Genomic DNA, 24,583 nt, shown 5'->3' with positions numbered 1-24,583 from the left:
ATAACAGGAAGCACAGAATGAGTTTTATCATGCTTTATAGTTTTAGCGAATATAGAACTAGAATAAATCGCTAAAATTATGAGCATTCAAAAAGCATGTTTTTACATTCAAATAATCAAAATAAAACAAAAACTATATTCGTGTGCGAAAAGACCTTTTTTAGAAGCAAAAACGCATTATTTATCTTAGTGAATTAGTCCAACTTCAATATTTTATTATCTTGCTTCCAATTAAGATACCTTATGAATTTATTAAAAAACAAGGACCTGAAAAGAGTCATAATGCATTGTGTATATTGGATTTCTTTTTTATTATTATATGTATCTGGAAAATCTGACGATACCACTTATTACGATTTTATTTTTGTATATACATTTAAAATTCTGACACAAGCAACAGCCGGCTACGGCTTGATTTATTGGATTATTCCGCAAACACTGAATAAAAAGAAATACCTGCTTTTTGTCGTTTCTGCTTTGGGTTGGCTGTATTTCGTCTTTGCTCTATTAATGACTTTAAAATATTATTATCTTGAACCTAAATTTCCTGGCTTTTTTGATGATTGGCTAGGACATAAAATGACTATTCCGGAAAGGCTGACTTCTTTCAAATTAATTTTTAGAGAATTTTCTTTTATCACCTATCCTATTATAATTTTAGGTTTTATTAGCTTCAACAGAAAACAACAACGTCTTTTAAAACTTGAAGAAGAGAAAAAATCAATGGAATTGAAGGTTTTAAAAAACCAATTGAACCCTCATTTTCTTTTCAACACCCTAAATAATCTCTACACTTTAACGCTTAAAAAAGATGAGAAAGCACCTGAAGTAATTGCGAAATTATCTGAAATTCTGGACTTTGTTTTATACCGTTGCAACGAGGATTTTGTTGCTATTGAAAAAGAAATTGCCTTAATTGAAAATTATATTGCCTTAGAAAAATTACGCTACAACGAAAACCGATTAGATGTTTTATTTACCAAAGAGATCAAGGAAAATAATAAAATTTCGCCTTTGATTATATTGACTTTTACAGAAAACGCCTTTAAACATGGTGTAATTAACGAAACTGAAAAAGCTACAATCCGATTACATTTAGAAAGTAAAAAAGAAAAAATCATTTTTACTATTGAAAACACAAAACCTCAGAATGGCTTTGAAAGAATTTCGGATAAATCTAAAATTGGTTTAGAGAATGTTAGAAAACAACTCGATTTATTATATCCAAAAAAACATCAATTAGAGATCGACGAGACGCTGGCCAATTATACCGTTAAACTTTCTCTTACAGCTTAGAATTTCTTAAAAATCACTCCTCAAAATTATTACATGAAAAACTACTTCTTAATTAGTACTATTGTCTTCTTCAGTTTTATTTCGGCGAAAAGCCAATCTAAAGTCATTGACACTTTGGTCGATGTTGGCAATCATAAAATTCATTTTAAAATTATCAAAGGGGAAGGAATACCAATATTATTTGATGCCGGAGGAGGAAACGATGGCTCAGTTTGGAACTCGATTTTAGATCAGACTTCAAAGATTACAAATGCTACTTTAATTACGTATGATCGTGCCGGTTTTGGCAAAAGTACAATCGACACATTACAAAAGGACGATTCAAAACACGGAATTATAAGCAGTATTGAAGATTTAGAAATTGGTTTAAAAAAACTTGGTTATGATAAAGAAATCATGCTGGTTTCACATTCTTATGGAGGTTATCTTTCTGAACTTTATGCTTCAAGACATCCTAAATTAGTTAAAGGTGTTGTTTTAATTGACGTGAATCATAATTATTATGAAGACGGTTATATCGAAAAAGTAGTCGCTACACAAGACAAATTGATTCCGCAATGGAAGAAAAATAATAAAGGGACTTATTACATGGCCTCGACTATTCTTGAAACTGTGAAAATAATGAGCAAAGTATCAATTCCTCAAAATATTCCGGTTGTTGATTTTGTGAACGGAATTCCTTTCTTAAAAACAACCGAAGAAATAGAACGTTGGAAAGAATGCCATAGAAACTATGTCGCCAACAACGCGAATGTTACAGGTATTATAGCACATGGTTGTGGTCATGGCATTTGGATGGGTAATCCGCCTTTGATAATAACTACGATAGCAAAATTGTATGCAAGAACTTCTAATCAAAAAGCTGAAATTCAAGAACGTGCGTTACAATATTCGATAACGGCTTGCAATGAAGAAAAAGCTGAGGATTTGACTTTCAATAATTCTGATGATGATTTGAATACTTGGGGGTATGAATTGTTAGGCAAAAATGAAAACCAAAAAGCAGCAGAAGTTTTTAAGTTAAACATGCTGTTAAACCCAACAAATGCAAATACGTATGACAGTTATGGTGAAGCTTTATTGAAAATTGATCAAAAAGAAGAGGCCATCAAAATGTATAAAAAATCAATTGAGTTAAACCCTGAAAACAAAAACGGAAAAGAAGTTTTAGAAAAAATCACAAAAGACAATGCAAAACAACTAAATTAGATTTTTAGAAATTTAGAAACTACTTATTCCTCTATTGTATGAAATACAAATGCATTATCGTTGACGACGAACCTTTGGCTAGAGAATTAATTGAGTCACATTTAGCTCATTTCGAAAGTTTCGAAGTGGTTACTTCTTTTGAAAATACCTTGAAAGCCTATGCTTTTTTAGAATCAAATACGATAGATTTGATGTTTTTGGATGTTGAAATGCCGTTACTCAAAGGAAACGATTTTCTAAAAAAACTAAAGAATCCCCCTAAAGTAATTTTCACAACGGCTTACAGAGAATATGCGTTAGAAGGCTACGAACTCAATGTGATTGATTACCTCTTGAAACCCATCACTTTTGATCGATTTTTTGTTTCAATAGAAAAATTCAGACAGTTACAAACTCAAAAAAAAGAAAAAAAAGAAGTTCTTGAAAATCACATTTTTGTATCATCAGGGAACAGGAATATCAAAATTATTTTGGACGAAATTTTTTATATCGAAAGTCTAAAAGATTACATTACCATTCACCTCGAAAACGGAAAATCGCACCATCTTAAGCAGAATATCTCTACTTTCGAAAAAGTACTGGATTCAAATTTTGTCCGAATCCATCGTTCTTATATTATTCAAACCAAAAAACTAACGGCTTACTCAAAAAACGAAGTGGAAATAAATGCAGCAGAAATACCAATTGGAAGTAGTTATAAAGAAAATTGGCTAGCTTATTTAAAAAATCAATAATAAAACCCACAAGAATTCAAGTTGTTTGAGTTCATGTGGGTTTTATATTTTTTTACGAATAAAAGGTTAAAACTATACCAAACCCATTTTTCGAAAAAGTACGTAATTGAAGGTCTTGGTGCACAAAAAACATTTGAATACCAGAGAACGCTCCTAATTCTACCGCTATTATTTCTTCTTTTTTAATACTGTCTTTGTTTTTGATGCCTCAGACTTCTTAACATAAGGCTTGTACAAACCGTCTTTTTCTGCTCGCATTTTAGCATTCTCTGCTCTTTCTTTAGCGTCTGGATGTGAGCTGGTGATTCTGGTTAAAAAAGAAGCATCAACACCTTCACTTAATTTTGCTAAAATTGAAAATGCAGATTCTACCGCATTTACATTGTAACCGTTTCTCTTCATAAAATCATAAGAATACATATCGGCCTCTGACTCTTGCATTCTTGAATGTTTACTATCAATAATGACATTTCCCAATTTCCCTAAATCACTACTAGTTAAGGCCGCAATTTTATCGGATTGGGAAGCAATCGCATCCATAAAAGCCTCTTTCTTGTAGGCGGCTTTCACAGCATCTTGAGAATCATTATTAGCAACATGGCCAATTTCGTGACCAATCACAGCCAAAACCTCGTTATCATCCATTGCATCCATCAAACCTTGGTACACACGAACACTTCCATCTGCGCAGGCAAAAGCATTGACTTCTTTTAGCTTATAAACTTTGAAGTTTAGCTTAAGTCCATTTTCTGTGGCATGCTTTCCGAAAATTTTTCTTAAACGAATATCATATTTATCTTTAGCGTCAGCCACCGGATTTTCCTTATCCATCTGATCAACCGCAGCTTTCGCTAAAGCAACTGCTTCTTCATTACTAAAACTAAAACCTTTAACCGCTTTACCTACAGAACCTAAAATTTTGTCATTGATTTTTTGAGCATTCGAACTCATAGAAAATACAAACAAAACTACAAAAACAACAATTTTTCTCTTTGTCAACATACAAATTTTGATTTAAAATACACCTACTAAATTATTAGCAAAAGTATTCAAAAAGAAAACAAAACAAGACCAAATCTGAAATAGAATAAGAATATTCGTCATTAAAATATGTAAAAAACCAAATTACAACTTAGTTTATCCATTTCTCAAAGTTGATCGATTTACACTACAAACTTCAAGGGTAAATGCACTACTTTTTTGGTTTCGAAAAATTCATCTTCAAAAATATCAGCTAAATTGTATTCCGTGGCTTTCGGAAAATCTTTCAATTCCTCGGTCAAGTCACCTCCTTTTAAATACAAAATACCATTCTTTAATTGGTGCTTGTGTTGCTTTTTGATTTTAGTTTTTACCCAAGATACAAAATCGGGCATATTGGTCACGGCACGGCTTACAATAAAATCAAAATCTCCTTTTACATTTTCGGCACGTATTTGTTCTGCTTTTACATTTTTCAATTCCAAAGCTTCCGCCACCGCTTTGACTACTTTTATTTTTTTGGCAATCACATCAATCAAATAAAAACGAGTCTCTGGAAACAAAATAGCCAAAGGTATTCCGGGAAAACCGCCACCAGTGCCCACATCCAAAACAAAAGTTCCGGGCTCGAATTTATTTATTTTAGCAATTCCTAGCGAATGCAAAACATGTTTGGTGTACAATGCATCAATATCTTTTCTAGAAATAACGTTTATTTTTTCGTTCCAATCATGATATAAAACATCCAATTTGGCAAACTGTTCTTTTTGCAAATCAGTCAGATTAGGAAAATACTTTAGAATCTCGTCCATGGTAAAATTTTTAACAAAAGTACTTATTTTAGCGCGGAAATTTTTAAGTCTATAATGTATAATCGAAAATTTATAATACTTACATTTGCCCCTAGATAAAAATCGTTATGAACACTACTGCGCCCACTTTTTCTAAACAAGATAATTTAAAATTCTTTAGAACACTCAACTCTCGGGTTAACAACTACTTTAAGGAAAACAACCTTCAAAAAACGGGTAACTGGAAACTACATTTAAAAACAATTATTTTGTTTACTGTTTTTTTGGCTCCCTATTTCATAATTCTAACTCTTGATTTACCATTTTGGGCCTATCTATTGCTAACCATCGTTATCGGGATTGGAATGGCAGGTGTTGGAATGAATGTAATGCACGACGGAAATCATGGATCGTATTCCACCAAAAATTGGGTCAATAAATTCATGGGAGGCTCGATCTACATCCTAGCTGGAAATGTATACAACTGGCAAGTGCAACACAATGTTTTACACCACACTTACACGAATATTCCTGGACACGACGAAGACTTAGATGCAGGAAGAATTATTCGTTTTACGAAAGAAGCCAAATGGCAAAAATTCCACCGTTTTCAGCACTACTACTCTATTTTCTTGTACGGTTTATTGACGTTCAATTGGGCCATTACCACCGATTTCAAACAGATGAAAAGTTACTTGAAACGTAAATTATCCTATGGCACACCTAAAAGCCCTAAAATATTGTGGACCACTTTAATCATTACCAAAATGATATATGTATCCATTTGGATTGTATTGCCGATGGTCATTGGAATTACTTGGTGGAAAGTATTGATTGGCTTTTTTGTAATGCATTACACCGCAGGATTAATCTTGAGTGTTGTCTTTCAATTGGCTCACGTAGTAGAAGAAACTACCAATCCGCTACCAAATGAAAACGGAGAAATAGAAAATACTTGGGCTATTCACCAATTATTCACTACAACCAATTTTGCACCAAAAAACTGGCTCATCAACTGGTACACTGGAGGACTAAATCACCAAATTGAGCATCATATTTTTCCAAACATCAGTCATATTCACTATAGTAAAATTGCTAAAATAGTAAAGGAAACGGCTAAAGAATGCAACCTTCCTTATTACGAATACAAAACAATGACAAGTGCTGTAATTGCTCACTTCAAGCACTTGAAAGACCTTGGTACCAAACCAGAACTAGCCTAGGTCTCGAATACCAAAACTAAGACAAACTAATATCTATTTACTATAACAATGAACCCACTTTCAGACAGGATTAACAACCTTGCTACCTCGCAAACTCTGGCGATGGCAGCCTTAGCAAGAGAATTAAAAGCACAAGGAAAAGACATTATCAGTTTAAGTTTAGGAGAACCTGACTTTAACACTCCTGATTTTATAAAAGAAGCTGCAAAAAAGGCCATCGACGAAAACTACAGCACCTATTCTCCTGTAGATGGATATCAAGAATTAAAAGAAGCTATTTGCAGAAAATTCAAAAGAGACAATGATTTAGACTATAAACCAACTCAAATTGTAGTTTCAACGGGGGCCAAACAATCATTGTACAACATTGCCCAAGTGATGTTAAACGATGGTGACGAAGTGATTTTGCCTGCACCTTACTGGGTTTCTTATTTCGAAATTGTGAAATTATCAGGTGGTGTACCTGTAGAAGTTCCGACTTCAGTAGAAACCGATTTCAAAATCACCCCAGAACAATTAGAAGCAGCCATCACTCCTAAAACAAAAATGATGTGGTTTTCTTCACCTTGCAACCCTTCTGGATCCGTTTACAGCCGAGAAGAATTGACTGCATTGGCCAAAGTATTAGAAAAACACCCAAATATTTATGTGGTAGCAGACGAAATCTATGAGCACATTAATTTCTCAGGAACTTTTTGTAGCATCGCCTCTATCCCTGGCATGTTAGAAAAAACCATTACCGTTAATGGTGTGGCTAAAGCTTTTGCTATGACAGGCTGGAGAATTGGCTACATTGGTGCCCCAGAATTTATCGCCAAAGCATGTACTAAAATCCAAGGTCAAGTGACGTCTGGTGCTAACAGTATTGCACAGCGCGCTACCATCACGGCTCTTGATGCCGATCCATCAGTACTTAACGAAATGGTACAAGCATTCCACAGTCGTAGAGATTTAGTGGTGGGACTATTAAAAGAAATTCCTGGCATCAAAATCAATGTTCCTGAAGGCGCTTTTTATGTATTCCCTGACGTTTCTTCTTTCTTCGGAAAAACACTAAGAGGAACTGAAATAAAAGACGCTAACGACGTTTCGATGTATCTTTTGGCTGAAGCTTGCGTAGCAACCGTAACAGGTGACGCTTTTGGAAATCCAAATTGCATCCGTTTTTCTTACGCTACCAGCGAAGCTGTATTAACCGAAGCTTTAAAAAGAATAAAAGACGCTTTGGCTGGATAAACCAAAGTTATATTTTTACACTAAGCCTCAAGGATCATTCTTGAGGCTTTTTTTGTAAAATCAATGGCCAAATAAATGAAAGCCAAAACTTCGATACATTTATTCCGAAAAAAATCTATTCCTGAATTAGAAATCTTAAATTTTTTATAAGACCTTTGCACACTTTTTTTCACTAACCGATAAAAAGCTAAAGTTGTAGTAATGAAGAAGAAAATTGAAATACTCGCTCCCGCCAAAGATTTAATTCATGGTATGGCGGCCATCAATGCAGGAGCAGACGCACTGTATATTGGAGCACCAAAATTTGGAGCACGTTCTAACGCCACCAATTCCATTAATGATATTGCCGAATTAGTAAAATATGCGCATCTTTTTAACGTGCAAGTTTTTGTTGTAATCAATACTATTTTGTACGATAACGAATTGGAAGAATGCCGCCAAATGATTTGGAAACTCTACGATATTGGAGTTGATGCCTTGATTGTTCAAGACATGGCCATTATGGAAATGGACTTACCTCCTATCGTTTTACACGCCAGTACGCAAGCCAACAACCGCGACCCACACAAAATCAAATTCTTAAAAGATGCGGGAATGAAACGCGTGGTTTTGGCTCGTGAATTGAATTTACACCAAATCAAAGAAATTGCAGACACAGCCGATGTAGAACTAGAGTTTTTTGTGACTGGAGCACTTTGTGTGTCGTTCAGCGGCAACTGTTATATGAGTGTAGCCAATGGAGAACGTTCTGCCAATCGTGGTTCATGTGCCCAAAACTGTCGTTTGCCCTACAACCTCATCGATGGCAATGGCGAGACTTTAATCAAAAACAGTCATTTACTTTCGATTAAGGATTTTGACGTTTCGGACCAAATTCCAAATTTAGTGGAAGCAGGAATTTGCTCTTTCAAAATCGAAGGTCGTTTGAAAGATATTGTATATGTAAAAAATAACGTTTCGTATTTGCGTCAAAAATTAGACGCTTTCTTAGAAGGAGATGGTTATGACAAATACATCAAAGCCTCTTCTGGAACTTGTACCTACACTTTTGATTCCGCTTTGAACAAAACCTTTAATCGTGGTTATACCGATTATTTTGTCAACGAAAGACATCAGTCCATTGGTTCTTGGGAAAGCCCAAAATCGAAAGGACAATACATTGGTAAATTGATTAAAACCGTTGGAAATGCCTACGAAATCGAAAACGGCGAATTCCTAAACAACGGTGATGGCCTTTGTTTTATTAATGAAAATAAAGAAGCCGAGGGATTATACATCAACAAAGTTGAAAATGGTTTGGCGTATCCTAATGTGTTGAAAGAAATCAAAGACGGTACGTTTATTTATCGTAATAATGATGCGGCTTTTATCAAATTAGTAGCTCGTGAAGACAGTGCGATTCGTAAAATACATACGGATTTATTGTTGACCGAGAATGAAAATGGATTTGAATTAATTGCCACTGACGAAAATGGCAACGTAAGCAGTGTTAGCTTGGTTCATGCCAAAGAAACGACCAAAAACAACGAATCACTCGCTGATAATTTCAAAATCAATTTAGCCAAAACTGGTTTCACTCCTTACACAGTAGATGAGATCACTATTTTGTTCACTGAGAATTGGTTCTTGCCAATTTCCAAAATCAACGAAATGCGACGCACCGTTTTGGAACAATTATCCGAGATTCGTTTAAAAAACTACCATCGCGAAGAACATCAATTGGTAAAAACAGACCATCCTTTCCCTGAGACCAAGCTAGATTTTATGTACAATGTTTCGAACAAACTAGCCCGTAAATTCTACGAACGTCACGGCGTTACCGAAATCGAAAAAGCCTTTGAACTGCAATGGGATCCTGGAAAATCCAGAGTAATGACTACGAAATATTGTATCAAATACGAATTGGAACGTTGTCCAAAATACCATCGAGAAAATATGGACAAAAAAGTAAAAGAACCATTGGTATTAAAACAAGGTGAATTGGAATACAAACTCAAATTCAATTGCAAACCCTGCGAAATGGAGATTTGGGAAAAAGACGCCGAATTCGAAATCGAGGAAGATCACTTTCATTAAATAATGTACGGACAGCTTGCGAGCTGTCCTTTTTTATTCCTATTTTTGAAAAAATCTAACCCTATTTTTATTTCGTTTATGAAAAAAATTATAACTCTTATTCTGGTATTCGTAAGTTTTGCTGTAACAGCACAAGAAAAAAAAGAAACCCCTAAGAAACAAATTGTAGAAGCTTCTTGTGGGCAATGCCAATTTGGAATGGAAGGAAAAGAATGTGATTTATCCGTTCGTATCGACGGAAAGTCTTATTTCGTAGACGGTACACACATTGACAAACACGGCGATGCGCATGCAGCAGATGGCTTTTGTGTCAAAGTGAGAAAAGCTGAAGTAATTGGCGAAATCGTAGACAATCGCTTTAAGGTGACGTATTTCAAATTGTTACCAGAAATAAAATAAATGGCTTTAATTCTTCAAAATATTGCCAAACACGTGGCCTTAACCCCTGAGGAAGAGACCTTATTTTTGTCCAAAACAACGACTCAACAACACAAATCCAAATCGTTATTATTGCAGGCAGGTAAAGTAGCAGACAGTACTTATTTTGTCAATTCTGGGATTTTGAGAAGCTTCAATATCAACGACAATATTATCGAACACGTATTGCATTTTGCCTGCGAAGGTTGGTGGATGGGCGATATGTACAGTTATATTTCTGGAAAACCCGGCAATCTTTTTATCGAAGTCCTAGAAGATGCTGAAATAGTTACCATAACCAAAGAAAACCATCAGGAACTCTATAAAGCCATCCCAAAATTGGAACGCTTTTTCAGAATACTCGCCGAGAATTCTTTAGTAACCCACCAAGAACGCTTGATGGATAATTTGAGCTTGACCGCTGAAGAACGCTACGAAAAATTCTGCAAAAAATACCCCTCTTTAATTCACAAACTCCCTCAAAAACACATTGCATCTTACATTGGCGTAACACCTGAATTCTTTAGTAAAATGAAGAGTAGATTATTGAAGAAGTGATCGATATCTATTTCAAGCAAAAACTGACCCCCTATTTCACATTTGTATCAAAACACTACTTTCTTAATCTAGGTTAAGTGCCTTTTGCTCACAACGAGCATACCTTTGTATCATAGTAATCACTAAATTTATACGAAGATGAAAAAATCAGTTTTACATACCGCAGATTCAAGAGGACACGCTAACCACGGATGGTTGAATGCTTATCACAGTTTTAGCTTTGCTAGTTGGTACAACCCCGATAGAGTGCAGTTTGGTATGCTACGCGTTTTGAACGACGATACTGTTGCTGCAGGAATGGGTTTTGGCACGCATCCACACGACAATATGGAAATCATCACCATTCCGCTTGAAGGCGATTTGGCACACAAAGACAGTATGGGCAATGCCGCAACTATCAAAACAGGCGATGTACAAGTAATGAGTGCTGGAACGGGTATTCAGCACAGTGAATTCAATCCGAATGCGGACCAACAAACCAAGCTGTTCCAAATTTGGTTGTTCCCAAAATACCGCAATGTAGAGCCTCGCTACCAACAAATCACTTTGGACGTTACCGAGCAAAAAAACAATTTTGCTCAAATTCTATCTCCAAATCCAGACGATGCTGGCGTGTGGATTCATCAAGATGCTTGGTTTTATTTGTCTGATTTTGATGCCGATTTCTCTAAAAAATTAGCCTTACAAAAAGAAGGTAACGGTTTTTACATTATGACTATTGAGGGCGAAATAGAAGTCAACGGAGAAAAACTGAGCAAAAGAGACGCCCTTGGAATTTGGGATACTCCAGAAATTGACATCAAGGCAACAACAGCTGCTAAATTTTTGGTGATGGAAATCCCGATGGAACAATAAAAAAGTAGTCCGTCGTCAACACATAGTATTCAGTAAAAAAGTAAGTTATGAACGAAGTACAAGTAAAAATCAACGATAAAAAAGGGAGTTTTTTTATTGAAATTGAGGGCAAACAAGAAGCAGAAATGACGTTTGTTTTTGCTGGAGAAGACAAAATCATAATTGACCACACGGGTGTAAATCCCGGCAATGAAGGAAAAGGTTTGGGCAAACAAATGGTCGCTCAAGCGGTGACCTATGCGCGAGAAAACAACATAAAAATCATTCCGCTTTGTCCGTTTGCCAAAAAAGTATTCGACAAAACTCCAGAATTTAGAGACGTACTTTAAAATGGAAAACTTACTAGAAAAAGACGTTCAAGGAAGTATTGGTGCACAAAAATACTTGTGCACCATTTCTTGGCGTAACGGCGAATTACTAATGGACGAACCCGAAACTATTGGAGGGCAAGATTTGGGTCCTGACCCCTATTCTACTTTATTAGCTTCGCTGGCGGGTTGTACACTTTCTAGCTTGCGAATGTACATCGACCGCAAAGGTTGGAACATTCCCGAAATTCAGATTGCGTTGAATCTATCACAAAATAACGAGTCCGAATTGGAGACTACCATTTCGAGAACCATCACTTTTTCTGAAATCATTACCGAAGCGCAAAAAGAACGCTTACTTTTGATAGCCGAGAAATGTCCCGTTTCGAAACTATTAAAAAACAAAGTCAGTATTAACACTCAACTATAAATACTATGGACGCCAAAGATTTAACCAAAGAGTACAGCAACGGCGAAGTAACCATTGTTTGGAAAAACAGCTTATGCAAACACGCTGCCGAATGTGTAAAAAACAATCCCGACGTATTTAAACCCAAAGAAAAACCGTGGATTGTTCCCGAAAATTCGACTACCGAAGCCATTATCAGTACGGTAAAAAAATGTCCTTCGGGAGCATTGACGTATTATATGAATGAATAAAAATAAAAACATCTGTAATGAAAAAAATACTAGCCTTTGGCGCATCTTCTAGCGCGACCTCTATCAACAAACAATTGGCAACCTATGCCGCACATCAATTCGCCAACGCAACAGTTGAAGTTTTGGATTTGAACGACTACGAAATGCCCATTTTCTCAATAGACAAAGAAACCAAAACTGGAATTCCGCAACTAGCGCACGATTTTCTTGCCAAACTGGGCGGTGCCGATGTTATTGTCATTTCTTTTGCAGAACACAATGGTGCCTATTCGACTGCTTTCAAAAATATTTTGGATTGGACTTCCCGCATCAACGGTAAAACCTTTCAAGAAAAACCAACGCTTTTGTTCGCTACTTCTCCCGGACCACGAGGAGGTGCTTCGGTTTTGGAGATGGCCAAAAACAGATTTCCTTTCCAAGGAGCCGATGTTAAAGGTGCTTTTTCGTTACCAAGTTTTGCCACCAATTTTGATGCAGAAAAAGGAATCACCAACGAGGCGTTGAAAGCACAATTGCTAGAAATTATTGAAGCGATAGAATAAGGTAATAGATTGAACGTCTAAAATGATAAACTTGAAAAAATTGTTTCTTAAAAAGGAAACTTATATCTTTACAAAAAATTATGCTTAGTGAACAATGGATTATAAATTTAAAGTTGAATTTCTTGAACCAGTCATAAAATTTTTGGAAAGTCTAGAGCCGAAATCTAGAGAAAAAATACTTTATAATATCTGGAAATCAAGAAGCGTAAACGATAATGAATTATTCAAAAAACTTGATGGCGAAATTTGGGAGTTTAGAACTTTATATAACAAACAATATTTTAGATTGTTTGCCTTTTGGGATAAATCAGACAAAAAGGACACAATTGTAATTGCTACCCACGGCATAATAAAGAAAACCGATAAAACTCCCAAACTAGAAATTGAAAGAGCAGAATCACTAAGAGTAAAATATTTTAACGAAAAGAAATAAGAGTATGAAAACGTACAGTTTAGATGAAGTAACAGATAAATTCGTTGGAAAAAAAGGCACTCCAAATAGAGATAATTTTGAAAACGAATTGAAAATTGATTTGATTGGACAAACCATTAAACAAATTCGCAAAGAAAGAAACTTGACTCAAGAACAATTAGGTGCATTAGTTGGTGTAAAAAAAGCTCAAATTTCTAAAATTGAAAACAGCGTAACTGACGCAAGATTTGATACGATTATTAAAGTTTTTCGAGCTTTAAATGCAAAAGTTAATTTTAATGTAGAATTATTACATCAAGAAATAGTTGCACATTAAATCTTTCACCTACAAAACCCTCTCAATCGCTTCGATGGCTTTGTAAAAGTCAATGGGTTTTACTTCTTCAAAAAAGTCGATTTCGTGGGTATGAGGCAAGAAATCTGAAATAATACGCACAATAAAATCTTGTGGTTGTTTGAGATACATAAAGGTATAATCTTCCATATTCACCACGGTGCGTTCGTCCAAATTCGTCGTTTTGACAAATTTATCCGAAGTTAACGAAGACAAACAAAGCAAGTTGGTTTTGGATACTGTCAATATAGGTTTGCCGTTTTCGAACAATTGTCCTTCGTAACCATAAAGCGAGGCGTTGGTAATTTCTATCGGCATTCCTAATTGTAATTCGGCTGGCAAATTTTCGGGTTTTCCTACTATGGCGGCAAAGCCAATTAACACACACAAATCGTGCGCTGGCAAATGCATCATCGCTTTGGCGGTGGTTTCTCTTCCCACGCCAGAGATAACGATTTGGTAGTCATTTTGTAAAGATGGGAAGCGTTGCAAGGCATTTTGCACTTTCTCGGCTTCGATTTCCATTGGGGTAAGTAGGATAACTTTCATAGATTAATTTTATTTTCGGGATGTTGGCTAATCAAGCCCTTTCTTGCCTTCTAGCCCCGGTAGTAGCGGCATCCTTTGTGGCCGGGGTTTGGCCGCAAAGATACAGCGGATGACGGGACTTTGCCTATAAAAAAGCCGCTTCTTTCTGCTCCTAAAAAAGATTACTGCAATTTTCGAATTACCCGCGCGGGATTGCCTACGGCCAGTGAATGTGACGGGATATTCTTCGTCACCACCGAGCCGGCGCCAATCGTGCAACCGTCGCCAATGGTAACCCCAGGACAAATCACGGTATTGCCGCCAATCCAGCAATCATCGCCAATCGTGACGGGTTTAGACAGCTCGAAGGTGCGTCGCTCAACGATGTCCAAAGGATGCGAGGCGGTATAAATATGCACGCCTGGCCCAAAAAAGACGTTGTTGCCAATGGTGATTTTCATCGTATCAAGCACCACACAATTGAGGTTGAAATAGACATTCTCGCCCGTGTGGATGTTGTACCCATAATCGCAATGAAACGGCGGTTCGATGTACAAACGCTTGTGCGCATTGGGCAGTAATTGCTTGAAAAGCCCGCGTGTTTTGCCGTTTACGATATACTCGGCATTGATTTGTTGCAGCATTTTCTTGGCCCACAATCGCTCTTGCACCAACTCTTTGTCGTTGCTAAGATAGGATTCGCCAGCGAGCATTTTTTCTTTTTCAGAAGGCATACTTTTGAAATTATCGATTTGTAATTTTATTGATTTGGGCGTGCCCCTACGTAAAAACTTCGGGTCGCGCTATACGTTCCCGCTTCCCGATAAAAAAATCGGGAGAGCTCCACTGCCATCGCTCACGCAAAAAAACGTCTTCGTAAAGATAAACAATCCAACAGTTCACTAAAGACCTCGCAAAGAAATTCAACTACAAAAGAGCATTTTGCTAAAAAACACTATTTTTGTTGCCCAATTGGTTTACGATACGACCAATTTTTTTAAACATTTAAATTATAAAAAAATGAAAGCATACGTTTTTCCAGGTCAAGGCGCACAGTTCACAGGAATGGGCAAAGACTTATATGAGAACTCTCCACTTGCCAAAGAATTATTCGAAAAAGCCAACGGAATTTTAGGTTTCCGCATCACCGATATTATGTTTGAAGGCACAGCAGAACAACTAAAAGAAACCAAAGTAACACAACCTGCGGTATTTTTGCACTCGGTTATTTTGGCCAAAACTTTAGAAAATTTCGAACCAGAAATGGTAGCTGGACACTCTTTGGGTGAATTCTCTGCCTTAGTAGCCAATGGCGCTTTGTCTTTTGAAGACGGATTGAAATTAGTTTCTCAAAGAGCTTTGGCGATGCAAAAAGCGTGCGAAATTACCCCTTCGACGATGGCTGCTGTTTTGAACCTAGACGACAAAATAGTTGAAGACATTTGCGCTTCGATTAATGGTGTTGTAGTGGCGGCAAACTATAACTGTCCTGGTCAATTGGTGATTTCTGGGGAATACAAAGCTGTGGAATTGGCTTGCGAAAAAATGAAAGAAGCAGGTGCCAAAAGAGCCTTGATTTTGCCTGTTGGCGGCGCGTTTCACTCTCCAATGATGGAGCCAGCTAGAGAAGAATTAGCAGCAGCTATTGAAGCGACTACTTTTGCTACTCCGATTTGTCCAGTTTACCAAAATGTAACGGCAAGCGCGGTTTCTGACCCTAACGAAATCAAGAAAAACTTAATCATTCAGTTGACTGCTCCAGTACGATGGACACAATCAGTACAACAAATGATTGCCGACGGAGCAACATTATTTACAGAAGTAGGTCCTGGAAAAGTATTGACCGGACTGATTGGAAAAATCAATAAAGAAGTGGCTACTGCGAATGCTTAGAAATTTCACATAGCAAATTTCAGAATTTAGATAGCAATTCTTATCAACAGTATCCTCATAAACGTAAAGTTTGTGGGGATTTTTTGTTTATCTTTAGTTTTCAAAAAAATAACAACCCATAAAAACACATTGATTATGAAAAAAATAATTTTAGGATTGGCTTTTTTAGCGGCGGTAACCGTTTCTTGCAAGGAAGAAACCAAAGAAAAATTGGATGAAGCCAAAGAGGCTGTAACCTCAGAAGTAGAAGAAAAAATAGATACTGCCACCGTAAAAGTAGAAAAAGCAGTAGATACTTTACAGGCCAAAACGAGTAAAGTCCTCGAAAAAGGCGCTGAAAAACTAGACAAAGCCGCCGACAAAATGAAAGAAGCTGCTATAAAGTAACAAAAAAGCCGAATCCTTGGGATTCGGCTTTACTTTTATTTATAACTCTTTCGCTTCTTCGCAATGATTATTACTAATTCCAGTAATCAAAATAGCGGTTGCTTTCTTTTCAAAAAATATGCACCAAGTAGTTCTTTTATTCGACTTGTAAAAAATATAATAGGTCCCTAAATGACTGATGTTTTTCGGAGCTATTTTATGTATGTCCAGTTGACATCTTTCGGAAGTAGCATCATAAATCCTTGAGACATATTCCTCAGCAGATTCGATAAATCCAAAATACTCTTTTTTGTATAAAATCTGAACAAGATCATCCAAATCAGCAATTACTTTGGGGGTAAAAATAACTTTTATTTTCCCCACCACGCTCTAATTCTTCTTTTAGCTTCTTCTTTTGCTTCTTCTGGAGTCAATCCATTAGCGAACTCCGTATCGAAATCAAATGTAGCCCTATCTATTCCTTTATGCTTCACCTGCGAAGATTCATAAACCACAGCTGGTTCTTCTACTTTGGGCAATTTTGAGGATGTTTTTTTAGCACTCATTCCTTTATATTTTTACCTAACGAATTTACAAATAGTTCTTTAAAGAAAAAAACACCAAACTATCAATGGATACTTTGGTGCTTCTTAGTGATTACTTTTTACTGATCACTGAGTACTATTTACGAGCGTATTTTTTGTTCCCACTTCCAGGCGCTTGCCATTGCTTCATCGAGCGTAGACTCGGCTTTCCAACCCAAAACTGTGTTGGCTTTATGGGTATTGGCATAGGCTTCTGTGATATCACCTTCTCTTCGAGGCATGATTTTATAAGGTAATTTTTGACCACTTACGCGCTCAAAACTCTGAATCACTTCGAGTACTGAACTTCCTTTACCTGTTCCTAAGTTAAAAGTCTCTACTTTTTCTGTATTTTTCTTGTCTAACAAGCGCTCTAGAGCAATAACGTGTGCTTTGGCTAAATCAACTACGTGAATATAATCGCGAACCGCTGTACCATCAGGCGTTGGATAATCATTTCCAAAAACCGATAATTCTTGGCGCAATCCAATTCCAGTTTGCGTGATAAATGGGACCAAATTTTGTGGCACACCAATTGGCAATTCTCCAATTTCGGCACTTGGATGGGCTCCAATAGGATTGAAATAGCGCAATAAAATCGCATTGATAGACGATGCTTTTGCAGTATCTCTAATGATTTCTTCTCCTACTTTTTTGGTATTCCCGTAAGGTGACATGGGTTGTTGTACAGGAGCATCTTCGGTAATAGGCATTTTTTCGGCCTGACCGTAAACGGTACAAGAGGAACTAAATATAAAGGAAGCTGCATCTTTTTGTTGCAATTCTTGCAATAGATACACTAAGGCTGCAATATTATTTTCGTAATATAATAACGGATTCTCAACGCTTTCTCCTACAGCTTTGGAAGCTGCAAAATGAATGACTCCTGCAATATCTGAATATTCTTTGAAGAGCGCCTGCACGGCTGCTTTGTCGCGCATATCGATGTTTTTGTAATGCGGCGCAATTCCAGATATGCTTTCGATTCTTTGTAAAACGTCAATAGACGAATTGTATAAGTTATCGACGATTAGGACTTCAAATCCTTTGTTTTGCAATTCTACTACGGTGTGAGAACCGATGAAGCCTAAGCCTCCTGTAACCAATATCTTCATAATTGTGTGGTTTGGGTTAGCCCTGATGGAAGCGGCATCCTTGCTTGGTCTCGTTTTTTCTACGAGACCAAGCAAGATACAGCGTACAGCAGGAAATAGCTCCTAAAAACTATCCTAAAAATTCTAAAACACTATCGGTAATAAATTTAATTTGCTCATCATCAAGCTCAGTATGCATAGGTAAAGATAACACTTCTTGCACCAACTGATTCGTAACTGGAAAATCTTCTTCTTTATATCTTGGATCCAAATAAGCCTTTTGTGCGTGCAATGGAATTGGATAATAAATAGCACATGGAATACCTTTATCCAACAAATGCTGCATTAATCCATTGCGATCTGCATTGATGATGCGTAAGGTATATTGATGAAAAACATGGCAATCACAGATGTCACAAATACTTGGCGCAATGATATTAGCGTGATCTTGAAAAGCCAAGGTATATTTGCGAGCCGCATCTTGACGCGCTTTATTGTATTGATCTAACAATGGTAATTTGGCATTCAAAACTGCCGCTTGAATACTATCCAAACGCGAATTTACGCCCACCACATCGTGATGGTATCTTTCATACATTCCGTGGTTTACAATACCACGAAGGGTGTGTGCCAAAGCGTCATCGTTAGTAAAAATAGCACCACCATCGCCATAACATCCTAAGTTCTTAGAAGGAAAAAAGGAAGTCGCTCCTACATGACCGATAGTTCCAGCTTTCTTTTTGGTACCATCAGAGAATTTGCAATTGGCCCCAATAGCCTGTGCATTATCTTCGATTACATATAAATTATGCTCATTGGCCAAAGCCATTATCGCTTCCATGTTGGCCGCACGACCAAACAAATGTACAGGTACAATCGCTTTGGTTTTTGGAGTAATGGCTTTTTTGATAGCTTCTAGAGAAATGTTCATGTTGTGCATGTCAACATCTACCAAAACTGGGGTAAGTTGTAATAATGCAATCACTTCTACGGTTGCTGCAAACGTAAAATCGGCAGTGATTACTTCGTCTCCGGGCTGTAAACCCAATCCCATCATCGCAATTTGTAACGCATCGGTACCATTGGCACATGGAATGACGTGTTTAACTCCCAAATACGTTTCTAATTCTTTTTGAAAAGTATGCACTTCAGGTCCGTTGATGTACGCATTGGTATCTAAAACGTTTTGAATTGAGTTATTTACTACGTCTTTTATTTTATCATATTGACTTTTTAAGTCAACCATTTGGATTTTTTTCATTGGAAAATAATTTAAAGTTTGAAAATAAAGAGAAAATATCCTGATTTATTTTCGAAAAAAAGTGAGACAAAAATAGTCATTTAATGCCTTAGCACAATGAAAAACCATAAAGAAACTGTATTTTAGCCAAAATTTAATCATATGTTTTTTTTGTACAATTGCATTGTTCGTCTTGCAGGATTGCTGTTAAAAATTGTAGCGCTTTTTAGCCCAAAAATGGCGCTTTTTGTTAAGGGTCGCACTATTGTTTTTGAAACTCTAAAAGATAAAATTCAGCCCAACGACAAAACGATCTGGTTTCACGCGGCCTCTCTAGGCGAGTACGAACAAGGACTTCCAGTTATTGAACAACTAAAAGAAAAATTTCCTTCTCATAAAATTATCGTCACTTTTTTTTCGCCTTCAGGTTACGAGGTACGAAAGAATAATACTGTGGCTGATTGCACGGTTTACTTACCATTGGATACTCAAAAAAATGCCAAACAATTCATTGAGTTAGTAAATCCCGAGTTGGTTTTCTTTATCAAATACGAATATTGGCCGAATTACTTAAACGAACTCAAAAAACGAAACATCAAAACCTATTTGATTTCTGGAATTCTAAGAGAAAACCAAGCGTTTTTTAAATGGTATGGTGGCTTTTACAGAAAAGCATTAGACGCTTTTGAATTCTTTTTTGTGCAAAACGAATCTTCCAAACAACTCTTGCAAAGCCTTGGTCACCAAAATGTTTTGGTTTCTGGAGACACGCGTTTTGATCGTGTGAGTACCATTTTAGAAAAAGATAACACCCTTGATTTCATATCCGAATTCAAGAATGACAAAATCACAGTTGTTGTAGGCAGTTCGTGGCCAAAAGACGAAGAAATTATCACTCAATACATTAATGAATACGACAATGAAAACGTAAAATTCATTATTGCTCCACATAATATAAAAGCAGAACAAATAGCAAAATTAAGAGCACAAATTACCAAACCGACAGTCTTATTTTCTGAAAAAGAAAATCAATCCCTATCTGACCAACAAGTTTTTATTATTGACACAGTTGGCATTTTAACCAAAATCTACAGCTATGCCGACATTGCTTATGTAGGTGGTGGTTTTGGAAATCCTGGCGTACATAACATTTTAGAGCCCGCTACTTTTGGAATTCCAATCGTAATTGGACCAAATTATTCGCATTTTGCAGAAGCGACAGCTTTAGTAAAAATTAAAGGCTGCATTTCCATCAAAAACAAGACTGAACTTGAGTTAATATTTAACGAATTGTTAAATAATACCACAACTAGAGAAGAAAAAGGCGAAATTTGTAGCATTTATGTGCAAAACAACAAAGGCGCAACTACAACGATTTTAAATCAAATTTTATGATTCAATTTGAGCTACTACAAAAAAAAGATATTGAGACCGTTACAGCACTCATGAAAGATTTTTACGCTATAGACCACTACCCTTTTGACGCTTTAGTAGCCAAAGAATTATTTGAAGAATTCATTACCGACAAACACCTAGGAGAATGTTGGTTGATAAAATACAATAAAGAAGTAGTCGGCTATGTGATTCTAACGTTCATTTTTAGTTTTGAATACCAAGGTAAAATTGCATTTTTAGACGAATTATACCTTCAACCCAAGGCCCAAGGCAAAGGAATAGGAAAAAAAGCCATTGCTTTTACTCAAGAATTTTGCCATAAAAACAACTTCCGATTGATGTATTTAGAAGTGGAAGAGCACAATGAAAAAGCACAACAACTGTACTTAAAAAACGGCTTTACCATTCACAAAAGAAATCTTATGAAATTTCAATTATAAATTCAAAAACTCAATTCTAATCCATAACAAATACTATGAAATTTTTAAAACTACTCTTACTCCTTTTTGTTTTTCAAACCTATGCCCAACAAGGCGGCATGTGGATTCCTTCGCTTTTAGAAGGGATGAACGAAAAAGAAATGAAAAGCCTAGGCATGAAAATGTCTGCTAAAGATATTTACGACACCAACAAATCAAGCTTAAAAGATGCTGTTCCTCATTTTAACGGAGGTTGCACCTCAGAAGTAATTTCACCAAAAGGACTTTTATTAACCAATCACCACTGTGGCTACGGACAGATTCAATCACACTCTAGTACCGAACACGATTACTTAGCCGATGGTTTTTGGGCATTCAAAATGGAAGACGAATTACCTAACAAAGATTTAGTAGTTACCTTTATTGTAAAAATTGAAGATGTTACTAAACAAGTTTTGGAAGGCGTAAATACACTATCAAATGAAGCCGAAAAGCAAAAGAAAATCCAAGAAAACATTAGCGCTTTAAGCAATTCATTTCCAAAAGAAGCTTGGCAAGAAAACAAAATTCGCACCTTTTACGACGGTAATCAATACTTGCTTTTTGTTACCGAAACCTTCAAAGACGTACGTTTAGTTGGTGCGCCACCAACATCAATTGGTAAATTTGGTTCCGATACAGACAACTGGGTTTGGCCACGTCATACCGGAGATTTTTCACTTTTCAGAATTTACGCTGATAAAAACAATCGTCCTGCAGCCTATTCAAAAGACAATGTTCCGTACACTCCAAAACATTTCTTACCAATTTCTTTAGACGGAATTGCAGAAGACGACTTCACCATGGTTTTTGGATATCCAGGAAAAACCAATGAATACTTACCTTCTGTTGCGATCAATCAAATTGCAAACGAATTGAATCCTGCCCGAATAGAAATCAGAGAACAAGCCCTAAAAGTTGCGGATGGCTTCATGAGAAAAGACAATGCGATCAAAATTCAATACGCTTCAAAATACGCTGGGACGGCTAATTATTGGAAAAAATGGCAAGGTGAAACTTTAGGGATCAAAAAATCGAATGCCGTTGCGGTAAAGAAAGAAGCAGAAAAGAAGTTTCAAGAAAACGTGATTAAAGCCAACAAACAAAAAGAATACGGCACACTATTGAGTGACTTCGAAAAATACTACAATGAAATTGCGCCTTATGCTCTAGCAAGAGACTATTTTAACGAAACCGTACTTAGAAACACCGAACTACTTTCTGTTGCGTTTAAATTCTATCAATTAGAACAAATTCTAAACACTAAAGGAGAACAAGCCTTTACCGATAGAAAAAACAATCTCTACAACGGATTAGGGGATTTCTACAAAGACTTTAGCCCAATAGTAGACGAAAAAGTATTCGAACAACTACTCGTTTTATACACCACGAAATCTCCAAAACAATTTCTACCTTCTTCTTTGAATAATATAGATGTAAATCAACTTTCCAAAAACATCTATTCTAATTCTAAACTTACTTCTTATGCAGGCGCTAAAGAATTACTAACCGGTGACACCAAAACAGTACTTAGCAAAATCAATCTAGATCCTGCTTTTGTTTTAGTAAAATCTATGGCTGATGCCTTTTTAAAAGAAGTAGCTCCTTCTTATGATGCTTTGAATTTAAAAATCACAGAGTTGCAACGCAACTATATGAAAGCACAATTAGAATTAAGTACAAAAGAATCAAGAATATTCCCAGATGCTAATAGCACACTGAGAGTCACTTATGGTAAAGTAAAAGGATATGAACCTAGAGATGGTGTTTACTACAACCCTGTAACTTACTTGGATGGTGTAATGGAAAAATACATCCCTGGCGATTATGAATTTGATGTTTCTCCTAAATTAATTGAACTCATCAAAAACAAAGACTATGGCAATTATGCTGAAAACGGAAAAATGCCTGTTTGTTTCATTGGAACCAATCATACAACAGGGGGAAATTCTGGTAGTCCAGCACTAGATGCTCAAGGAAATTTAATCGGCCTTAACTTTGATCGCGTTTGGGAAGGAACAATGAGCGACATCTATTATGACCCAAGTATTTGCAGAAATATCATGGTAGACATGAGATACGTTCTTTTTGTAATTGACAAGTATGCAGGTGCCAAAAATCTTATCGAGGAACTACAATTAGTTCATCCTAAAAAAAACAAAAAAAGTAAAAAATAATCCCTAGCCATAACTATTTTAGGGGTAAATAATAGTTTGGCACACTATTTGAAATGTACCCTAATGAGAGCACAGGATATAATTCAAAAAAAATCCAAAAAAATATTTTGCGTATTAATTTTTTTATATCTTTGCCTCGAATTAATAATTAACCTTTATAATAAAATTAAGATGAAAAAAGTATTTTTAAGTTTAGCTGCTGTTGCTGTATTAACTGTTGTATCTTGTAAAAAAGCTGACGCTGCTGCTGAAGGAACTGAAGTTGCTGTTGATTCTGCTGCTACTGTAGTTGATTCTGCTGCTGCACCTGCTGTTGATTCTGCTGCTACTGTAGTTGATTCTGCTGCTGCACCTGCTGCTACAACTGAAGCTGCTCCAGCTAAGTAATTTTTAAATTACAGAAAAAATCAAGCCATCCATGTGATGGCTTTTTTTATGCATATAAAACAAAAGCTCAAGAAATCCTTGAGCTTTTGTTTTATACTAATTTAACATAATGATTCGACCTCAACACAACACACAATACCACCTAGACAATCAACAACATTTATCCAATAAACACACCTAACAAATATTCACCCAACCCATTTACACTGCTCACAACAACCAAAAACCAGCACCACAGCAACAACACAACCCCACCCCGATTAATCTGGAAAAACAAAATCATTATCCGAGAAGTCCAAAACCTCAGAACTAACTGCAGAAGACTTAATTTCATTAATCCCCTTAATCAATCGCAATTCGGTGGTATACTTTCTACTAGTAGCCAAATGACGCTCCCCCAACAAAAGCTTAAAAAAATACATCCCTTTCACAGATTTTACCTTAACAAAAACCATCTCACCTACCGAAGCCTTAATCAACTCAATATCTTCTTCCCCTTCAAACTTCAACTCATAGCTTTGACTGGTAAAAATCACTTTCCCTTTACGAGATGTAAAAACAAATTTATAGGTGTCATTAAACCGTTTACTGATCACAAAAGCGCCCATATTTTATAATTTACATTAATGTTTTTAGAATCATTTTTTTTGCGTTCACCTAAGAGTGACAGTAGGATTTGTCATAAATAAAAAAAGCTCCAAACATAGTTTGAAGCTTTCTTGTACTCAGAGCGGGACTTGAACCCGCACGAACATTGCTGTTCACTGGATTTTAAGTCCAGCGTGTCTACCAATTTCACCATCCGAGCA

At 36.3% G+C, this 24,583-nt stretch carries 30 protein-coding genes and 1 tRNA gene; 21 read left to right on the top strand and 10 right to left on the bottom strand.

The window, feature by feature from the left end; all coding sequences use genetic code 11:
- Positions 1-281 precede the first annotated feature (281 nt).
- The 3 genes from AO58_RS17575 to AO58_RS0109055 are packed head-to-tail and all read left to right on the top strand — an operon-like array spanning position 282 to position 3,238.
- Complete coding sequence (locus tag AO58_RS17575) at positions 282-1,295, top strand: sensor histidine kinase (RefSeq protein ID WP_024981410.1); 1,014 nt, start codon at positions 282-284, stop codon at positions 1,293-1,295.
- A 33-nt stretch (positions 1,296-1,328) separates the two neighbouring features.
- Positions 1,329-2,504 carry an alpha/beta fold hydrolase gene (locus tag AO58_RS0109060; RefSeq protein WP_024981409.1) on the top strand — a complete coding sequence of 392 codons (1,176 nt, stop codon included), beginning with the start codon at positions 1,329-1,331 and terminating at the stop codon, positions 2,502-2,504.
- A 38-nt stretch (positions 2,505-2,542) separates the two neighbouring features.
- Positions 2,543-3,238 (top strand): LytR/AlgR family response regulator transcription factor, encoded by a 696-nt coding sequence (locus AO58_RS0109055; RefSeq protein WP_024981408.1) that lies wholly within the window; start codon positions 2,543-2,545, stop codon positions 3,236-3,238.
- 168 nt (positions 3,239-3,406) lie between these two features.
- On the opposite strand, the gene AO58_RS0109045 is transcribed toward AO58_RS0109055, so the two are convergent.
- Both AO58_RS0109045 and rsmG read right to left on the bottom strand, forming a co-directional pair.
- Positions 3,407-4,240, bottom strand: a complete 834-nt coding sequence (locus AO58_RS0109045; protein ID WP_035717566.1) for a M48 family metalloprotease — start codon at positions 4,238-4,240, stop codon at positions 3,407-3,409.
- A gap of 161 nt (positions 4,241-4,401) precedes the next feature.
- Entirely contained in the window at positions 4,402-5,031 is a 630-nt protein-coding gene (rsmG, locus tag AO58_RS0109040) for a 16S rRNA (guanine(527)-N(7))-methyltransferase RsmG (RefSeq protein ID WP_024981406.1), read from the bottom strand.
- Positions 5,032-5,138: 107 nt separating this feature from the next.
- Here rsmG and AO58_RS0109035 point away from each other — a divergent pair, with 107 nt between their 5' ends.
- The 12 genes from AO58_RS0109035 (at position 5,139) to AO58_RS0108975 (ending at position 13,634) form a co-directional block, all read left to right on the top strand.
- Positions 5,139-6,233, top strand: a complete 1,095-nt coding sequence (locus AO58_RS0109035; RefSeq protein WP_024981405.1) for a fatty acid desaturase family protein — start codon at positions 5,139-5,141, stop codon at positions 6,231-6,233.
- A gap of 48 nt (positions 6,234-6,281) precedes the next feature.
- Positions 6,282-7,469, top strand: a complete 1,188-nt coding sequence (locus AO58_RS0109030; protein WP_024981404.1) for a pyridoxal phosphate-dependent aminotransferase — start codon at positions 6,282-6,284, stop codon at positions 7,467-7,469.
- Positions 7,470-7,670: 201 nt separating this feature from the next.
- On the top strand, positions 7,671-9,545 hold the full coding sequence (locus AO58_RS0109020) for a peptidase U32 family protein (protein WP_024981403.1): 1,875 nt from the start codon (positions 7,671-7,673) through the stop codon (positions 9,543-9,545).
- Positions 9,546-9,623: 78 nt separating this feature from the next.
- On the top strand, positions 9,624-9,944 hold the full coding sequence (locus AO58_RS0109015) for a DUF6370 family protein (protein WP_024981402.1): 321 nt from the start codon (positions 9,624-9,626) through the stop codon (positions 9,942-9,944).
- Positions 9,945-10,520 (top strand): Crp/Fnr family transcriptional regulator, encoded by a 576-nt coding sequence (locus AO58_RS0109010; protein WP_024981401.1) that lies wholly within the window; start codon positions 9,945-9,947, stop codon positions 10,518-10,520.
- A 138-nt stretch (positions 10,521-10,658) separates the two neighbouring features.
- Complete coding sequence (locus tag AO58_RS0109005; protein ID WP_024981400.1) at positions 10,659-11,375, top strand: pirin family protein; 717 nt, start codon at positions 10,659-10,661, stop codon at positions 11,373-11,375.
- Positions 11,376-11,422: 47 nt separating this feature from the next.
- Positions 11,423-11,704, top strand: a complete 282-nt coding sequence (locus tag AO58_RS0109000; protein ID WP_024981399.1) for a GNAT family N-acetyltransferase — start codon at positions 11,423-11,425, stop codon at positions 11,702-11,704.
- A gap of 1 nt (position 11,705) precedes the next feature.
- Positions 11,706-12,113, top strand: coding sequence for an OsmC family protein (locus AO58_RS0108995; RefSeq protein WP_024981398.1), 408 nt, complete (start codon positions 11,706-11,708; stop codon positions 12,111-12,113).
- A gap of 5 nt (positions 12,114-12,118) precedes the next feature.
- Entirely contained in the window at positions 12,119-12,343 is a 225-nt protein-coding gene (locus AO58_RS0108990; RefSeq protein ID WP_024981397.1) for a (4Fe-4S)-binding protein, read from the top strand.
- A gap of 17 nt (positions 12,344-12,360) precedes the next feature.
- Positions 12,361-12,885 (top strand): NADPH-dependent FMN reductase, encoded by a 525-nt coding sequence (locus AO58_RS0108985; protein WP_024981396.1) that lies wholly within the window; start codon positions 12,361-12,363, stop codon positions 12,883-12,885.
- A 94-nt stretch (positions 12,886-12,979) separates the two neighbouring features.
- Positions 12,980-13,318 (top strand): type II toxin-antitoxin system RelE/ParE family toxin, encoded by a 339-nt coding sequence (locus tag AO58_RS0108980; RefSeq protein WP_024981395.1) that lies wholly within the window; start codon positions 12,980-12,982, stop codon positions 13,316-13,318.
- A 4-nt stretch (positions 13,319-13,322) separates the two neighbouring features.
- Positions 13,323-13,634 carry a helix-turn-helix domain-containing protein gene (locus tag AO58_RS0108975; protein ID WP_024981394.1) on the top strand — a complete coding sequence of 104 codons (312 nt, stop codon included), beginning with the start codon at positions 13,323-13,325 and terminating at the stop codon, positions 13,632-13,634.
- A gap of 9 nt (positions 13,635-13,643) precedes the next feature.
- Here the strand turns inward: AO58_RS0108975 and AO58_RS0108970 are convergent, their stop codons facing one another.
- Together AO58_RS0108970 and AO58_RS0108965 are read right to left on the bottom strand one after the other, a co-directional pair.
- The gene (locus tag AO58_RS0108970; protein WP_024981393.1) at positions 13,644-14,201 is read right to left on the bottom strand and encodes a hypothetical protein; all 558 of its coding nucleotides are present in this window, start codon (positions 14,199-14,201) and stop codon (positions 13,644-13,646) included.
- A 161-nt stretch (positions 14,202-14,362) separates the two neighbouring features.
- A complete protein-coding gene (locus tag AO58_RS0108965) occupies positions 14,363-14,914 on the bottom strand; it encodes a sugar O-acetyltransferase (RefSeq protein ID WP_024981392.1) in 552 nt (183 codons plus the stop codon).
- A 286-nt stretch (positions 14,915-15,200) separates the two neighbouring features.
- On the opposite strand from AO58_RS0108965, the gene fabD reads away from it, so the two are divergent.
- On the top strand, positions 15,201-16,073 hold the full coding sequence (gene fabD, locus AO58_RS0108960; RefSeq protein ID WP_024981391.1) for an ACP S-malonyltransferase: 873 nt from the start codon (positions 15,201-15,203) through the stop codon (positions 16,071-16,073).
- Between the two features lie 135 nt (positions 16,074-16,208).
- On the top strand, positions 16,209-16,460 hold the full coding sequence (locus AO58_RS0108955; RefSeq protein WP_024981390.1) for a hypothetical protein: 252 nt from the start codon (positions 16,209-16,211) through the stop codon (positions 16,458-16,460).
- Positions 16,461-16,499: 39 nt separating this feature from the next.
- Here AO58_RS0108955 and AO58_RS0108950 read toward each other — a convergent pair whose 3' ends face one another.
- The 4 genes from AO58_RS0108950 to AO58_RS0108935 all read right to left on the bottom strand — a co-directional run bounded on the left by AO58_RS0108950 (position 16,500) and on the right by AO58_RS0108935 (position 19,378).
- Positions 16,500-16,826, bottom strand: coding sequence for a hypothetical protein (locus AO58_RS0108950; RefSeq protein WP_155959413.1), 327 nt, complete (start codon positions 16,824-16,826; stop codon positions 16,500-16,502).
- Entirely contained in the window at positions 16,811-17,005 is a 195-nt protein-coding gene (locus AO58_RS0108945) for a hypothetical protein (protein WP_024981388.1), read from the bottom strand. Before AO58_RS0108945 ends, AO58_RS0108950 begins: the two co-directional genes overlap by 16 nt.
- Before the next feature lie 119 nt (positions 17,006-17,124).
- The gene (gene galE, locus AO58_RS0108940) at positions 17,125-18,138 is read right to left on the bottom strand and encodes a UDP-glucose 4-epimerase GalE (protein ID WP_024981387.1); all 1,014 of its coding nucleotides are present in this window, start codon (positions 18,136-18,138) and stop codon (positions 17,125-17,127) included.
- Positions 18,139-18,247: 109 nt separating this feature from the next.
- Positions 18,248-19,378: a DegT/DnrJ/EryC1/StrS family aminotransferase gene (locus AO58_RS0108935; protein ID WP_024981386.1), complete on the bottom strand. Its 1,131-nt coding sequence runs from the start codon at positions 19,376-19,378 to the stop codon at positions 18,248-18,250.
- Positions 19,379-19,519: 141 nt separating this feature from the next.
- On the opposite strand from AO58_RS0108935, the gene AO58_RS0108930 reads away from it, so the two are divergent.
- The 4 genes from AO58_RS0108930 to AO58_RS0108915 all read left to right on the top strand — a co-directional run bounded on the left by AO58_RS0108930 (position 19,520) and on the right by AO58_RS0108915 (position 23,774).
- Complete coding sequence (locus AO58_RS0108930) at positions 19,520-20,752, top strand: 3-deoxy-D-manno-octulosonic acid transferase (RefSeq protein WP_024981385.1); 1,233 nt, start codon at positions 19,520-19,522, stop codon at positions 20,750-20,752.
- On the top strand, positions 20,749-21,192 hold the full coding sequence (locus AO58_RS0108925; protein WP_024981384.1) for a GNAT family N-acetyltransferase: 444 nt from the start codon (positions 20,749-20,751) through the stop codon (positions 21,190-21,192). The genes AO58_RS0108930 and AO58_RS0108925 overlap by 4 nt, the downstream gene beginning before the upstream one ends.
- 35 nt (positions 21,193-21,227) lie before the next feature.
- Positions 21,228-23,387, top strand: coding sequence for a S46 family peptidase (locus AO58_RS0108920; RefSeq protein WP_024981383.1), 2,160 nt, complete (start codon positions 21,228-21,230; stop codon positions 23,385-23,387).
- A 171-nt stretch (positions 23,388-23,558) separates the two neighbouring features.
- A complete protein-coding gene (locus tag AO58_RS0108915; protein WP_024981382.1) occupies positions 23,559-23,774 on the top strand; it encodes a hypothetical protein in 216 nt (71 codons plus the stop codon).
- Between the two features lie 260 nt (positions 23,775-24,034).
- On the opposite strand, the gene AO58_RS0108910 is transcribed toward AO58_RS0108915, so the two are convergent.
- Together AO58_RS0108910 and AO58_RS0108905 are read right to left on the bottom strand one after the other, a co-directional pair.
- Complete coding sequence (locus AO58_RS0108910) at positions 24,035-24,382, bottom strand: hypothetical protein (protein WP_024981381.1); 348 nt, start codon at positions 24,380-24,382, stop codon at positions 24,035-24,037.
- Between the two features lie 114 nt (positions 24,383-24,496).
- A tRNA-Leu gene (locus tag AO58_RS0108905) sits at positions 24,497-24,582 on the bottom strand.
- Between the last annotated feature and the right edge of the window lies 1 nt (position 24,583).

It is taken from the genome of Flavobacterium succinicans LMG 10402 (genome assembly GCF_000611675.1).
GTDB lineage: Bacteria > Bacteroidota > Bacteroidia > Flavobacteriales > Flavobacteriaceae > Flavobacterium > Flavobacterium succinicans.
The sequence above is the reverse complement of the archived record's forward strand: the minus strand, read 5'-3'. Positions and strand labels throughout refer to the sequence as shown.

Coding starts and splice junctions, on each gene's coding strand:
- AO58_RS0109060 (WP_024981409.1), top strand. CDS start 1,329: ATGAAAAACTACTTCTTAATTAGTACTATTGTCTTCTTCAGTTTTATT.
- AO58_RS0109000 (WP_024981399.1), top strand. CDS start 11,423: ATGAACGAAGTACAAGTAAAAATCAACGATAAAAAAGGGAGTTTTTTT.
- AO58_RS0108975 (WP_024981394.1), top strand. CDS start 13,323: ATGAAAACGTACAGTTTAGATGAAGTAACAGATAAATTCGTTGGAAAA.
- AO58_RS0108970 (WP_024981393.1), bottom strand. CDS start 14,201: ATGAAAGTTATCCTACTTACCCCAATGGAAATCGAAGCCGAGAAAGTG.
- AO58_RS0109020 (WP_024981403.1), top strand. CDS start 7,671: ATGAAGAAGAAAATTGAAATACTCGCTCCCGCCAAAGATTTAATTCAT.
- fabD (WP_024981391.1), top strand. CDS start 15,201: ATGAAAGCATACGTTTTTCCAGGTCAAGGCGCACAGTTCACAGGAATG.
- AO58_RS0109030 (WP_024981404.1), top strand. CDS start 6,282: ATGAACCCACTTTCAGACAGGATTAACAACCTTGCTACCTCGCAAACT.
- AO58_RS0109035 (WP_024981405.1), top strand. CDS start 5,139: ATGAACACTACTGCGCCCACTTTTTCTAAACAAGATAATTTAAAATTC.
- AO58_RS0109045 (WP_035717566.1), bottom strand. CDS start 4,240: ATGTTGACAAAGAGAAAAATTGTTGTTTTTGTAGTTTTGTTTGTATTT.
- AO58_RS0108935 (WP_024981386.1), bottom strand. CDS start 19,378: ATGAAAAAAATCCAAATGGTTGACTTAAAAAGTCAATATGATAAAATA.
- AO58_RS0108980 (WP_024981395.1), top strand. CDS start 12,980: ATGGATTATAAATTTAAAGTTGAATTTCTTGAACCAGTCATAAAATTT.
- AO58_RS0108995 (WP_024981398.1), top strand. CDS start 11,706: ATGGAAAACTTACTAGAAAAAGACGTTCAAGGAAGTATTGGTGCACAA.
- AO58_RS0108920 (WP_024981383.1), top strand. CDS start 21,228: ATGAAATTTTTAAAACTACTCTTACTCCTTTTTGTTTTTCAAACCTAT.
- AO58_RS0108965 (WP_024981392.1), bottom strand. CDS start 14,914: ATGCCTTCTGAAAAAGAAAAAATGCTCGCTGGCGAATCCTATCTTAGC.
- AO58_RS0108930 (WP_024981385.1), top strand. CDS start 19,520: ATGTTTTTTTTGTACAATTGCATTGTTCGTCTTGCAGGATTGCTGTTA.
- AO58_RS0108915 (WP_024981382.1), top strand. CDS start 23,559: ATGAAAAAAGTATTTTTAAGTTTAGCTGCTGTTGCTGTATTAACTGTT.
- galE (WP_024981387.1), bottom strand. CDS start 18,138: ATGAAGATATTGGTTACAGGAGGCTTAGGCTTCATCGGTTCTCACACC.
- AO58_RS0108945 (WP_024981388.1), bottom strand. CDS start 17,005: ATGAGTGCTAAAAAAACATCCTCAAAATTGCCCAAAGTAGAAGAACCA.
- AO58_RS0108990 (WP_024981397.1), top strand. CDS start 12,119: ATGGACGCCAAAGATTTAACCAAAGAGTACAGCAACGGCGAAGTAACC.
- AO58_RS0109015 (WP_024981402.1), top strand. CDS start 9,624: ATGAAAAAAATTATAACTCTTATTCTGGTATTCGTAAGTTTTGCTGTA.
- AO58_RS0109055 (WP_024981408.1), top strand. CDS start 2,543: ATGAAATACAAATGCATTATCGTTGACGACGAACCTTTGGCTAGAGAA.
- AO58_RS0108910 (WP_024981381.1), bottom strand. CDS start 24,382: ATGGGCGCTTTTGTGATCAGTAAACGGTTTAATGACACCTATAAATTT.
- AO58_RS0108925 (WP_024981384.1), top strand. CDS start 20,749: ATGATTCAATTTGAGCTACTACAAAAAAAAGATATTGAGACCGTTACA.
- AO58_RS0108955 (WP_024981390.1), top strand. CDS start 16,209: ATGAAAAAAATAATTTTAGGATTGGCTTTTTTAGCGGCGGTAACCGTT.
- AO58_RS0109005 (WP_024981400.1), top strand. CDS start 10,659: ATGAAAAAATCAGTTTTACATACCGCAGATTCAAGAGGACACGCTAAC.
- rsmG (WP_024981406.1), bottom strand. CDS start 5,031: ATGGACGAGATTCTAAAGTATTTTCCTAATCTGACTGATTTGCAAAAA.
- AO58_RS0108985 (WP_024981396.1), top strand. CDS start 12,361: ATGAAAAAAATACTAGCCTTTGGCGCATCTTCTAGCGCGACCTCTATC.
- AO58_RS0109010 (WP_024981401.1), top strand. CDS start 9,945: ATGGCTTTAATTCTTCAAAATATTGCCAAACACGTGGCCTTAACCCCT.
- AO58_RS17575 (WP_024981410.1), top strand. CDS start 282: ATGCATTGTGTATATTGGATTTCTTTTTTATTATTATATGTATCTGGA.